The sequence below is a fragment of the Anabaena sp. UHCC 0204 genome (assembly GCF_009711975.1).
Classification (GTDB): domain Bacteria; phylum Cyanobacteriota; class Cyanobacteriia; order Cyanobacteriales; family Nostocaceae; genus Dolichospermum.
Map to the genome: position 1 here is coordinate 271910 of NZ_VIKW01000001.1, position 12750 is coordinate 284659.

A 12750-nucleotide genomic window follows, 5' to 3' on the forward strand; every position below is an offset into this window, starting at 1 on the left:
TGAATAATGATTTATTATCATCATCTAAATTGAGCATATTTCCCATTGTCACAAATTCTGAGAATGCTAGAATAGGGGATAATCTCTGTCGCTTTTGATAAACAATGCGTATCCTATCCAACAAAAAATTCCAAACTACAGTATTTATCACGCTCTTATTAGTGATTAGTTTTTTTCATAAACAGCCAATTCAACAACACCAGATTATAGATAATTTATCATTATCCCAAATTCAAAAACCTATTACATCCCCAATAGTAAATTCTCCAGTTGCAGAGTCTGATCATAAATTTACACAAGAACTAGCTAATATCAATACTAAAAATAATGAAAAATCAATATTTTATTCAGTCATTAATGAGTGGCAAAAATATCAATATAGTATCAAGTCTAATCAAGTATTAACTTCAAGTAAATTACCGAAGAGTCCAATAAATTTCAATCAAGCTGATTTATTAACTGTACTCACAAATACGAAAAACTATTTCCAACAATATTCTACAGAAGATCCGAATCTCCAACGGACAGGAATATTAGTAACTCAAGGAATCACTGTTAAAGATATTCTGAAAACATTAGATTTTATGATCACTGTTTTAGGAGAAGACATTGCTAATAATCGGACAACTCGGTTACAAGATCCCAATTTTATTAATGCCAATTTCCGCGTTATTAAATGGACTGCTCATAACCCAGAAAATACTAAACAAAAACAAGTACGAATTACAAAATATGCGGCTTTCATTCATTCTGGTTCTCGACAAAAAACCGCTAAATATAATATACCAATCTATGCTCTCAATGAAGAATTGAGCCAGGACAAATTTTACACCCAATATACTAAACAAGATGTTCTATCAGGTATTTATGAACCTGGAGGTAAAGAGTTTGGTAAAGTTAAACCTATTGCTTATGTAACTCGCAATGGTTTAGAAGCTGCACTCATGCAGGGAACAGTATTAGTTAATTTTACTGATGGAACTCAAGAGTTTTTGAATGTAGATAGAAATAATGGCATATCTTATGTTCGGGGATTAAAAGCAACTGCACAAAAACGTTACTGGTATTTTAAAAAGGTTGATGCAATTAAAGGCTATGGATATAAAATAGATGCAAAAATATCTATTAAACCAGGAGTAACTTTTGCTGGAGATGTTCTCAATGTTGGTTTAGGTAGAATAATTGTCATTGAAGATAATCAAGGTAGACAAAAACGTTTAAAAATGGGCGTAATTGCCGATACAGGTGGAGCATTTTTACCCAATCTTTATCAACTTGATTATTTAGCAGGAACTTTTGCTAGTGAAAGAGATTTTAATCGGTATATTCGGAAATTACCTGAATACACAAATGCTTACATTTTAGTGAAAAAATAAAAATTATATATCGCCTTCTTCTTCCTTCTCCTGACTCTTGTAGGGGCGAAGCATTCGGGCGATTAATTATCAATTTTTGTTCAAGACTATTTTCCGAATGCTTCGCCCCTAAGACTTACAATCCTGCAAACCATTCATAACCCTGATCTTCCCAATAACCTTTAAAAATGGATAACTGGCTAGTTAGAGTAATTTGGATCACCCATTTACTTTGTTTATAACCAAGTTTAATGGGTGACGCTAAACGTAAAGGCGCACCATTTTCTATAGGCAAAGGTTCACCATTTTTCTGATAGGCTAATAGAGTTTGAGGGTGTAGGGCTGAAGCTATATCCCAACTTTCATAATAACCATCTGCTGATTGAAAAGAAGCATATTTAACCTGATTGTGAGGTTGAGCAAGGGTGATAATTTCCCGGAGACGAATGCCATGCCATTGAACAATAGCCGCCCATCCTTCTACACAAACATGACGAATAATCATAGAAGTAAGAGGTAAGGCTTGAATATCTGCCATACTCAAACTAAGGGGATTATTTACCTCACCATCAACAATTAAACGATATTTTTCTAGATCAATAATCGGCGTAGATCGAAAGCTATTAATTATTAAATTATTGGGTTCTATTTGACTTGGTAAAAATTCTGGAACTAGTTTTTGGGGTTGAAATATTAATTCTTGGAATTTCTGATTTAGCGGTTCAGAAAGTGTCCCTACCAAATCTGCCAATGCCGGTGTACCACAACCACCAAGCAAAAAACTCAGACTCGATAAACCAGAAAGTTGTAAAAATTTTCTGCGTGTGAATTCATTATTATCCATTGTAACTCCTCAATTTCAGATACAAAAATACTTGATCACTCCTATTTACTGAGATATCATTTACCAAAACATAGATTCTGTAAGTGCATCTCCTCCTACTTTCTGTCCTAACTTCCAGTGAATTAAAACAAATATTACCACCATAGGTACAGAAGCAAAGTGAACAATTCTTAATGCTTGCCAACTGCCAAAAATATCAACTATCCAGGGAAATTGAGCAGGTTTATACATTCCTATGCCTGTAAATATTGCTAGTAATAAAATAGGAATAATTGCTGTATAGATAATTCGATGCCAAGCATAGTTTAAACGTTGGTTATTTTGAGTTTTTTGTAATGCCTTGATGTCATTTGTCCCCACAAATCTATTTTTCCAGCGTCGGGTTACAAAAATATAAATTCCATAACAGAAGAGATTTATAGAAAATAGCCACATGGCCGCAAAATGCCAATGCCTCCCTCCAGCCAACCAACCACCTAAAGTAAAGAGGGGAAAAATATGTAGCCCATCACGTCCACCAAAAACAGGATTAGCATTATAAATTTGCAATCCACTGGTGAGCATAATAAATAAGCTGATCAGATTACAATAGTGGAAGATTTTTGCCCCGATGGCTTGGGTGGGTAACTTGCGTGGTGTTTCAGGATAAGTCATAGATAGATAGAATCAGAAAAACTTAATTAAGTTATCAGTGTTTTGGGGAAAATTTACGCAGTTAGAACCTTGTTTACATTACAAAAGTAATAATATATTTGTAATTCAGTATTTCTGATTATTACGTATTTTACATTGTCATAGCCCCATTCCATGACCTTTATTTCAACCGAGTTTTCACGATTACTCCAAAAACATAGTTAAATTAGGAGAGAAGAGGTAAAGGAAAAACTATATTCTGTCACCTATTCCCTGTCCCCAGTCCCCAATCCTTGTACTTTTGGGAAATTAACTGTTTTTGGGATAGAAAAAAACGAACTACTAACAACTGTATTTTAAGATGCTGGCTCTTTTTGCAAATTTCCGAGATGAATTCGCTGCTGGTGCGTCAAAAGCGATCGCCAATTGGTGGTCCGAGTTCACCCTACAGACCAAACTCCTAGCCGTTGCTACCTTGATGGTTTCCTTGGTGATGAGTGGTCTGACTTTCTGGGCTATCAATACCATTCAGCAAGATGCCCGTCTCAATGACACTCGCTTTGGTCGTGATTTAGGATTGTTACTAGCTGCTAATGTGGCCCCCTTGATTGCCGATCACAATCTGACTGAAGTTGCTCAATTTTCCCAACGCTTTTACAGCAGCACATCTAGTGTGCGTTACATACTTTACGCTGATGAAACTGGGCAAATCTTTTTTGGTATCCCTTTTTGGGAAGCAGAGGTGGAAAACTCCCTCACTATTAAGCGCCGCATCCAACTACCAGAAGATTACCCTGGTAATGAAGATCAGCCAATGGTTAGGCAACACATGACCCCAGATGGGGCAGTTACCGATGTATTTGTTCCCTTAATAGTCAATAAAAAATATTTAGGTGTTTTAGCGGTTGGTATTAATCCCAACCAAACCGCAGTTATATCTACTAATTTCACCCGTGATGTGACGATCGCTGTCTTTATCACAATTTGGGTTATGGTGATTTTAGCCGGAGTAATTAATGCTTTAACTATTACTAAACCCATTAAAGAATTGTTAGTAGGTGTCAAACAAATTGCTGCCGGTAATTTTAAGCAACGGATAGATATACCTCTAGGTGGTGAACTAGGAGAACTAATTCTCAGCTTTAATGAAATGGCAGAACGTCTAGAACGTTATGAAGAACAAAATATTGAAGAATTAACCGCCGAAAAAGCTAAATTAGAAACCTTAGTTTCCACTATTGCTGATGGTGCAGTCTTGATTGATAATAATATGCAAGTAATATTAGTCAATCCCACAGCCAGACGCATTTTTGGTTGGGAAGGAGTTGATGTTGTGGGTGGTAACATCTTGCACCATTTACCCCAAAGTGTACAAATGGAAATCTCCCGCACTTTATATGAAATGGCCGCAGGTGAAAGTGAAAGTGCCGAGTTTCGTCTCCCACTTAAACAACCCACTCAACGGACAATTCGCATCCTTTTAACCACTGTCTTAAATCTACAACGGGAAAGTATTAAAGGCATAGCTATTACTGTCCAAGATATTACTCGTGAAGTCGAACTAAATGAAGCAAAAAGTCAATTTATCAGCAATATTTCTCACGAATTACGCACACCATTATTTAATATTAAAACCTATATTGAAACCTTACATGATTATGGTGAAGATTTAGATATTGAAGAACGCCAGGAATTTCTGCAAACAGTCAATCATGAAACTGATCGACTTACCCGTTTAGTTAATGACGTTCTGGATTTATCAAAATTAGAATCTGGTCGGACTTACAGTTTTGATAAAGTAGATTTACCACAAGCAATAGAACAAACATTACGCACCTATCAGCTTAATGCTAAAGACAAAGGTATTGAACTATTACAGGAACTTACTCCGAACTTACCTTTAGTTTTAGGAAATTATGATTTATTACTGCAAGTGTTTGGTAATTTAATTGGTAATGCTCTCAAATTCACTCCAGCCGGTGGTAAGGTTGTGATCCGTGCTTATCAACTAGATTTTAATTCTCGTCATGAAGCAGGTAAAGTGAGAATTGAAATTAGTGATACGGGAATTGGCATTGCCACAGAAGATCAACAAGCAATTTTTGACCGCTTCTTTCGAGTAGAAAATAGAGTTCATACTCTCGAAGGAACGGGTCTAGGTTTATCAATTGTCAGAAACATCATTGATAGACATCACAGCCAAGTTAATTTGGTGAGTGAGGTTGGTATTGGTACTACTTTTTGGTTTGATTTGGAGTTATTTGAGGAAGAAATTTTAGCAAAGGTGGAAACCATACCAGAAAATCTAGAGGTGAAGACAGTTTGAGAGGATGTTTGAACAGTTTTGAATCCACGAGGGTGGGTTTTGTCTGTGTAGCCGCGTTCACGTAGTGTGCCGTAGGTATCTTTCTAATCGCTTTTCTAACTTTCCTGTTCTTTACCTCAAGAATTAAACAAGGTTATTAATAAACAAACTAATAGCAAAGCTAGTATTAATAATAAAGTCTGATTGCGTTTTATCCAATTATTAACCTTTGTATTCAGACTCTGATTAAAACTTTGTGTTTGCAATTCTAATTTGCTTTCTTCTATATTTTGATAGAGAGTACAGTCCTTCGCATAGGGACGCTGGGGAAAGTTACAGGTATTATCAAAGTGATAGTTACAACTGTCGCATAAATTATCATTTCCTTGAGCGCGGTGCAAGGGAATGCCAGGATGCCCGTAAGCTTTCAGCAATAATTGACACTTTGGACAAGTAATTACTTGACTATCAATGAGTTGACGACAACGAGGACAATGTACAGTAGCCACAACATCACAAGAATAAATGGGTAAACATTTTAATTTTAGCTAAGAAATTGGAGATTTTGATCTTTTATTGCTACTTCCAGACTTATACTATAAGAGTGATGGCTTAATTGGAGTTCATAATATAATGCCTAAAAAAAATCTCTCTAATTTAATACAAGAAGAAGCACAAAAATTTACCCCTCTTCAAGGTGAATCGGTAATTGAAGTTTCAGCAGAAGCAGTTCTAGAGATACCAGTTCCCACAACAACTACTGCTGCTGCTACTTCCATCAATAATCATCAGCTAGAATTGGCAGCAAATATTCAGGAATTGCAACAAACTGTTGGTAAATTAACACAAAAAGAATCTAATCTCAAAAAGCAAATTAGTGATTTACAAATAGTTGTCTCTGAAAAGGAAGCATTAGTAGAACGCTTAACTAAGGAACTTTCTGAAACTAAACAAACAGCATTACAACTAGCAGATTCTAATTCTCAGTTGCTAGAAGAACTCAAGGCTTTTAAACAACCTCATCAACAAGTCAGTCAACAATCTCATCAACAATCTAGTAAACAACCTAGTTCACAAGCTAGTCAGATTTCTAAATCTATTCAGTACAAAAAATCCCATAGATCAATAGAACGACTTCAGGAGAAACCAAGTCAAGACAGTGAGGATTTTTCTGCTAATACTTGGTTATATGATTGATTGGTGAAAATGATTTCTTTAGATCCCCAGCTTTTTGAAGAAGTCGGGGATTTTGTTAATTAAAGGAGCTTAATTGCGAAATTCTAATATATGTTGGGCGACAATTTGGGGTTGTTCTAAATGGGGAATATGACCACAATCTTTAATCCAAATTAGCTTACTTTTGGGAATGGCTTTAGCAAACTTTGGAGCATCCCCAGTTCCCAAAATTTTATCACTATCGCCCCATAAAATTAAAGTTGGTTGCTCAATTTTGGCAAGTTGCGGAAATTTAAAAGCACTATAACCACCACTTTTGGTAAAAGCAATTAACGCTTGAGTCCAATTAGGCATTTGTAGGTGTAGTTCTCCGCAGCATAAAGCATCTTGGGAGATCAAATTGGGGTTTTTATATGCAGTTCGACAAATGCGATCGCGCACTTTCGGATTTCGCAAAAATTCTGTCGCCCAATAATCCAAAGGCGGAAATATATATTTACTTAATGGGGAATTACCTTTCAACCCTGCACTATCCATTAATACCAGTTGCTTTACCGCTTCTGGATAAGTAAGGGTAAAATCTATAGCCGCAGCACCACCCATGGAAGCACCAACCAAAATCACAGGTTGATTAATCAGGTTTTGCCAAAAAGAGTAAAGATGAGCCTTAATTGCTTGAGAACTGTAAGCAATCCCCGGTAATCTATCTGTAAAGCCAAATCCCAATAAATCTACTGCCCAAACTTCATTTTTTTCAGCAAGTAACGGTAAAAGTCGCCGATATTCTAGTACCGAACTATCAAAACCGTGAATTAATAAAATCGGTGTACCACCCTGTCCTTGATGGACATAAGTAGTATTAACTAGTTCCTTGGCAGCATCATTACTAATGCCTTTAGCTACTAAGGGTATCGCCTGACTTTGGATATTTTGAGCCAAAGCGATCGATGTTGGTTCTGTCAATTGCCCAACTGCGGCAGGAAGAAAACTTAAAAACATAACCCTCAGTTTACATCACGGCGTATCATCTCAAGCAATGGCCAAAGACTAATTGCAAAAGAAAATTTCCTCAAAATTTAAAATAGGTACAAAATCCTCGTAAAATAAATATCACTCATCCCTAACGTAGGAGATTCAAGCCATGCCAATGGCAGTTGGCGCAATTGAAACATTAGGTTTTCCCGCTGTTCTAGCATCAGCCGACGCAATGGTTAAAGCCGCTGGCGTTACCATTGTCTATTACGGTATCGCTGAAAGTGGCCGCTTGATAGTTGCTGTCAGAGGACACGTTTCGGAAGTGCAAACAGCCGTAGCCGCTGGAATAGCTGCGGGAGAGGAAGTTTTTGGTGGTGAGGTTGTTACCCACTACATTATTCCCAATCCCCCGGAAAATGTGGAAACTATCTTACCTATCCACTTCACCGCCAAGTCCGAACCTTTCCGTATTTTCTAATGTAAGTTCGCTATCAAAAATTGAAGCCTCGCTTCATAAACATAATTTGTAGCAACCTATAACTTTTTATATTCATAACCAGGAGATTAAAAATGTCACTACAGGCTGTCGGATCATTAGAAACCAAGGGTTTTCCCGCCGTACTCGCAGCAGCAGATGCAATGGTAAAAGCCGGTCGAGTTACCCTCGTTGGTTATATCAGAGTTGGTAGCGCCCGCTTTACAGTCAATATTCGTGGTGACGTTTCCGAAGTCAAAGCCGCTATGGCTGCCGGTGTGGACGCTGTAGAAAAAGTCCATGGTGGTACTCTCGAATCCTGGGTAATTATTGCCCGTCCTCATGAAAACGTCGAAGCTGTATTACCTATCTCCTACACAGAAGAAGTTCAGCAGTATCGTGAGTCTGTGGAAAATCCCATCATCGGTTCTTCCAGACGCTAATTCAACCATGGGTAATGGGTAATGGGTCATTGGTAATTGGTAATTGGTGAGAATTAAGATAAATATTCCCTGTTCCCTGTTCCCTGTTCCCTATTCCCTATTCCCAGTTCCCTAATAATTCCGATCACTTACAGAACACCTAGAAGTTAACTGAAACTCGGTGATCTCCATCACAGTATACTTACGGTCTACTTATAGTATTATCATAAATAACGAATCAATTAGGAGTTACCACCTTCTACTCAATCTAAATCACCAAATCTAATATTTAAAGACCCCCTTAATTGTCATAAAAATCACCATTCAAATTAGACGGAAAGCGCATCGGCTTTTTGAGTTGTAAAAATCAACATAGGGAATTTATATATTGTCTAAATATTGTCAAAATTCGTAAAACTTTAACAAGAGTTGAAACTTATGACGACCAGATAACGTCTTATGAACATAATCATCTCTGTTACCAAAGGATATTTATCTTAGATAAATTACCAATTTCATCTATTAGTAATCATATCAATTGCTAGTTAGAGAAAACGCCAAGTCAGAGGAAATAGGTAATCAGTTTACTAATTACCAATGATCCACAAAAAGAATCAAAGATACATACCAGTTAACAAATTTACGTCAGAATGGCGGTTGTGATGCAAACTTTACAACAGAGTTTCGAGGAGCGCAATCTCGCTATGACACAAGATGGGACAACCTTAGCCCAATATTGGCAACAGCGACTCGCTACAGAATGTCCAGAACAAAGTCAGGCGACTAGACAAAGTATTCTCACCTGGCTTTTAGGAGTAGATTTAGAAAGGTTTAATTTACTTAACCCCAAAGAGTTAGAAATTGCTAAACAAGCAATGGAATATCGGTGGCGGATTCTGCATAAACGCTACTTAGGAATGAGCAGAGAACGGGCTTATCGTCAACTAATTAGCCGATTGGGCAGTGTAGTGACGATCAGAAACAAAATTCAGACTTGGGTAGCCCTAAGCCGCGATCGCCAACGTAGTGTTATTGACGTACTGCAAGAAGTCCTCCAAGAACTACTGCAAAGTGATTCCTATATGCAGCAGCAAATGGCGCAAATTGCCAAATTAACACCAGATAAACGCTTGCGGGATACATTACTATTTGCCAGCATTGAAGAATATTGTTTACGCCCAGTTCGTAATCAACCAATATTAATGTACCGATTTGTTAACTATCTCCGCCGAATTCAGCGCGGAGGTTTAACACAAGTACCAACAAGCGAATTAGTTAAACTTGTTTCTGAAGAAGTTCTCGCAGAAAACAACGACAATCCAGTTAGTTTAGTTGATAATCAGGCGATCGCCCAATATCAAGAAACCCAACAACTAGAAGAACAACAAGCTACCCGTCAAATCGTACAACAAGAATTTGAACAATATCTACTAGAAAATATTGGACAACAAGCAGTAGATTGGTTACGCTTATATCTCCAAGGCAAATCCCAAGAAGAAATTGCCAAACAACTTAACAAACCCATCAAAGAAGTATACAGACTGCGTGAAAAACTCAGTTATCATGCCGTGCGAGTCTTTGCTATCAAAGGCCAACCCGAATTAGTTGATAATTGGCTTTCCACATCCTTACAAGAAAATAATCTAGGGTTAACAGAACCCAAATGGCAACAACTCCAGCAACAATTAACCCCTTTAGCACAACAAATCCTCACCCTCCGCAAAGCCGGTAACTCCATAGAAGCCACAGCCCAACAGCTACAACTCAAAACCCATCAAGTTATAGGAGAATGGACAAAAGTCTATCTTGCCGCCCAAACCCTCAGAACTCAAAATTAATTCCCACACTGCACTGTGTACCCTCCATTTATCTGCGAACAGCTACACCAATGCAACAGTAACGCGATAAGTGAAACTATCAAACATTAGATGCAGCAGATTGCAAGTTAATAAGGGGCAATTCATCAATTGTCCCGACAGAGAATTTCGGGTAATAGATAATTATTTTTACCAGATGTCAAATCAGTGCAGAAAACGGCTTTTCTTTTCTGCTAGGATCTCATAGATAGCCAATTGGTAAAAATAAAGTATAAAAAGTAATAGTTTTACCAGTAATCCCCTCAGAGTTTGCCTAAATAACCCAACTTGCTAGTTATCTAGTTTAGGCTGGTAATTGGGAATTAGTAAATTCTCTTTCATATTCCCTCATTAAAATCATTCCTTATATATATTCCATGAAACCAGAAGTTTTTACTGATACCTTTCCCTTATTAAGTACAGCCAGTCCACAAACCATAGAATGGCTGCTAAACGTAGCAACTGAACACGATTACCCCTCCGAACGGGCTGTTTTAATGGAAGATTCCTGGGGTAATGCAGTATACTTTATTTTTTCTGGTTGGGTGAAAGTTCGCCGCACCAAAGGGGAAGATTCCGTAGCCATAGCAATTTTAGGCTGTGGAGATTTCTTTGGAGAAATGGCCGTTTTAGATGAATCTCCACGTTCAACAGATGTGATATCTCTTTCACCAGTAAAACTACTGAGTGTTTCTAGGGAGCGTTTTATTCAAATCTTATTTAAAGATCCACAGTTGCATCATAGAATGCTACAAATGATGGTACGACGAGTCCGCCATATCAATCTCCGCTTGCAAATGCGCTTGTCACCACCAGCAGTCAAACTTGCCCATACCTTAGTTAGTTTAGCTGATAGCTATGGTCAGGAATTGGACCAAGGTAAGGAAATTTTTAACATTCCCCTTAAAGATTTAGCAGAAGTCACAGAAATCACCCTTGAAGAAACAACTAAAATCATGGAAAAACTCCATGAAAAAGAATGGATTAAAATTGATAATCTTAACAACACCATTCATCTCATCAACTATAAACAATTGGTGGCATTAGCTACTAAACTCTGAAAAAAGTTGGAGAAGGTGCAAGCAATAAGCGATGAAACCGTTCATTTATCTACATTTGAGACAATTGATAATTGACAATTGACAATTGATAATTGACAACGCTTAATAATCCAGATTCAAGACTATTCTGATCTCCTTCTATTCTTCCTTCTTCCCTGTCACCTGTCACCTGTCACCTTCTTCCCTGTCACCTTCAAATTCACTCACACGCAAACCCAAAATCATTAAATCCCTTTCCACTCCATCCAAATCTGCAATTTTCGGTAAATTTCCCCAAGCTTGAAAACCAAACCAGGCAAATAACTTTAAACTGGGTTGATTATGAGCAAAAATAAAACTCACTAAAGTCTTTAAACCTAAATTTGGACTTTCGCTAATTGCTTTTTCTAAAAGTTGTTTTCCCAAACCACGTCCTTGAAAATTTGGGGAAATATAAATACTAATTTCCGCTGTAGAATAGTAAGCTGGCCGACCATAGAATGATTGAAAACTCAACCATCCAGCAATTACACCCTCCATTTCAATTACCCACAAAGGACGCTGTGAGGGGACTCGTCCTTTAAACCAAGCCAAACGACTGTCCACAGATACCGGTTCTAAATCAGCGGTAGCCATGCGGCTAGGAACAGCAGCGTTGTAAATGGCAACAATAGTGGGTAAGTCGGTTTCTGTGGCATGGCGGATAATCATTGCTGCTATCTGGGAGAAATTGGTGTTAAAATCTTCACAAATGATACACTGTCCGTAGAAAAATTATTTTAAATGGAGAAAAAAATATTGTTTCGTATCAGGCGATCGCCTTTGATTATGCGATACGTGCGATCGCTAATTCTTATTCTTACAATTATCATCAGCGTTGGGTCAGTATCCGTCCAGGCTCAACCTACTGGCAACTCCTCTAAATATTCACAAAAAGTTAACAATAGATTCCCAGATTTGGGGCGGCATTTCCAAAAATTTGGAGTTGCAGGATCGATCATCATTTATGATTCAAAAAACAAACTAACCTACGAACACAATCCTCAACGCAATGCTACGGCAATGACTCCAGCTTCCACCTTCAAAATTTTTAACGCCTTGACGGCTTTAGAAACAGGTGTGATTACTGATGATGTGGCTGTTCTGACATGGGATGGAATTTATCGGGATTTTCCGGGTTGGAATCAGGATACAAATTTACGTCAAGCCTTCAAAAATTCAACTGTCTGGTTTTACCAAGTTCTAGCCCGCAAAATTGGATATACACGAATGCAGCAATGGATTGATCAAGTTGGCTATGGCAACCGTCAAATTGGTACGGCCTCAGATATTGATCGTTTCTGGCTGCAAAGTCCATTGAAAATTACACCCAAAGCGCAAATTGATTTTTTGCAACGTTTGTATCAAGGTAATTTACCTTTTTCAAACCGGACAATGTCCATTGTTAAAGACATTATGATCCGAGAACAAAATTCAGACTACACACTACGGGCTAAAACGGGGTGGTCTAATAGTAGTAAACCTCAAATCGGTTGGTTCGTTGGCTATTTGGAACAAAACAAAAACGTCTACTTTTTTGCCACAAATATTGACATAAATCAACCAGAAAATCTACCTGCCCGCATTGAAATTACACGAAACAGTTTGCAAGATTTAGGTTTACTTTAAA

13 protein-coding genes are annotated in these 12750 nt (G+C 37.7%); 8 read left to right on the forward strand and 5 right to left on the reverse strand.

Features of this window, described 5'->3' with window-relative positions:
* Positions 1 to 104: 104 nt before the first annotated feature.
* Positions 105 to 1376: a hypothetical protein gene (locus tag FJR04_RS01225; RefSeq protein WP_168491029.1), complete on the forward strand. Its 1272-nt coding sequence runs from the start codon at positions 105 to 107 to the stop codon at positions 1374 to 1376.
* A gap of 115 nt (positions 1377 to 1491) precedes the next feature.
* On the opposite strand, the gene FJR04_RS01230 is transcribed toward FJR04_RS01225, so the two are convergent.
* On the reverse strand, positions 1492 to 2199 hold the full coding sequence (locus FJR04_RS01230; protein WP_168491031.1) for a molybdopterin-dependent oxidoreductase: 708 nt from the start codon (positions 2197 to 2199) through the stop codon (positions 1492 to 1494).
* Between the two features lie 60 nt (positions 2200 to 2259).
* Positions 2260 to 2853 (reverse strand): cytochrome b/b6 domain-containing protein, encoded by a 594-nt coding sequence (locus FJR04_RS01235; RefSeq protein ID WP_168491032.1) that lies wholly within the window; start codon positions 2851 to 2853, stop codon positions 2260 to 2262.
* A gap of 340 nt (positions 2854 to 3193) precedes the next feature.
* Between FJR04_RS01235 and nblS the strand changes: the two genes are divergently transcribed.
* Positions 3194 to 5158: a two-component system sensor histidine kinase NblS gene (nblS, locus tag FJR04_RS01240; RefSeq protein WP_168491033.1), complete on the forward strand. Its 1965-nt coding sequence runs from the start codon at positions 3194 to 3196 to the stop codon at positions 5156 to 5158.
* A 116-nt stretch (positions 5159 to 5274) separates the two neighbouring features.
* Here nblS and FJR04_RS01245 read toward each other — a convergent pair whose 3' ends face one another.
* The gene (locus FJR04_RS01245; protein WP_168491034.1) at positions 5275 to 5646 is read right to left on the reverse strand and encodes a zinc ribbon domain-containing protein; all 372 of its coding nucleotides are present in this window, start codon (positions 5644 to 5646) and stop codon (positions 5275 to 5277) included.
* Between the two features lie 124 nt (positions 5647 to 5770).
* Between FJR04_RS01245 and FJR04_RS01250 the strand changes: the two genes are divergently transcribed.
* Positions 5771 to 6334: a hypothetical protein gene (locus tag FJR04_RS01250; RefSeq protein ID WP_168491035.1), complete on the forward strand. Its 564-nt coding sequence runs from the start codon at positions 5771 to 5773 to the stop codon at positions 6332 to 6334.
* A 69-nt stretch (positions 6335 to 6403) separates the two neighbouring features.
* Here the strand turns inward: FJR04_RS01250 and FJR04_RS01255 are convergent, their stop codons facing one another.
* Positions 6404 to 7312 (reverse strand): alpha/beta fold hydrolase, encoded by a 909-nt coding sequence (locus tag FJR04_RS01255; protein WP_168491036.1) that lies wholly within the window; start codon positions 7310 to 7312, stop codon positions 6404 to 6406.
* A gap of 142 nt (positions 7313 to 7454) precedes the next feature.
* Between FJR04_RS01255 and FJR04_RS01260 the strand changes: the two genes are divergently transcribed.
* From FJR04_RS01260 to FJR04_RS01275, 4 genes are all read left to right on the forward strand, one after another.
* Positions 7455 to 7766, forward strand: a complete 312-nt coding sequence (locus FJR04_RS01260) for a carbon dioxide-concentrating mechanism protein CcmK (protein ID WP_168491037.1) — start codon at positions 7455 to 7457, stop codon at positions 7764 to 7766.
* Between the two features lie 92 nt (positions 7767 to 7858).
* Positions 7859 to 8206: a carbon dioxide-concentrating mechanism protein CcmK gene (locus tag FJR04_RS01265; protein WP_168491038.1), complete on the forward strand. Its 348-nt coding sequence runs from the start codon at positions 7859 to 7861 to the stop codon at positions 8204 to 8206.
* A 629-nt stretch (positions 8207 to 8835) separates the two neighbouring features.
* A complete protein-coding gene (locus tag FJR04_RS01270) occupies positions 8836 to 10023 on the forward strand; it encodes a HetZ-related protein 2 (protein WP_168491039.1) in 1188 nt (395 codons plus the stop codon).
* Between the two features lie 395 nt (positions 10024 to 10418).
* Positions 10419 to 11102 (forward strand): Crp/Fnr family transcriptional regulator, encoded by a 684-nt coding sequence (locus tag FJR04_RS01275; RefSeq protein WP_168491040.1) that lies wholly within the window; start codon positions 10419 to 10421, stop codon positions 11100 to 11102.
* 165 nt (positions 11103 to 11267) lie between these two features.
* Here the strand turns inward: FJR04_RS01275 and FJR04_RS01280 are convergent, their stop codons facing one another.
* Positions 11268 to 11792, reverse strand: coding sequence for a GNAT family N-acetyltransferase (locus tag FJR04_RS01280; protein ID WP_168491041.1), 525 nt, complete (start codon positions 11790 to 11792; stop codon positions 11268 to 11270).
* A gap of 87 nt (positions 11793 to 11879) precedes the next feature.
* On the opposite strand from FJR04_RS01280, the gene blaOXA reads away from it, so the two are divergent.
* A complete protein-coding gene (gene blaOXA / locus FJR04_RS01285; RefSeq protein ID WP_254445175.1) occupies positions 11880 to 12749 on the forward strand; it encodes a class D beta-lactamase in 870 nt (289 codons plus the stop codon).
* Position 12750: the final 1 nt, after the last annotated feature.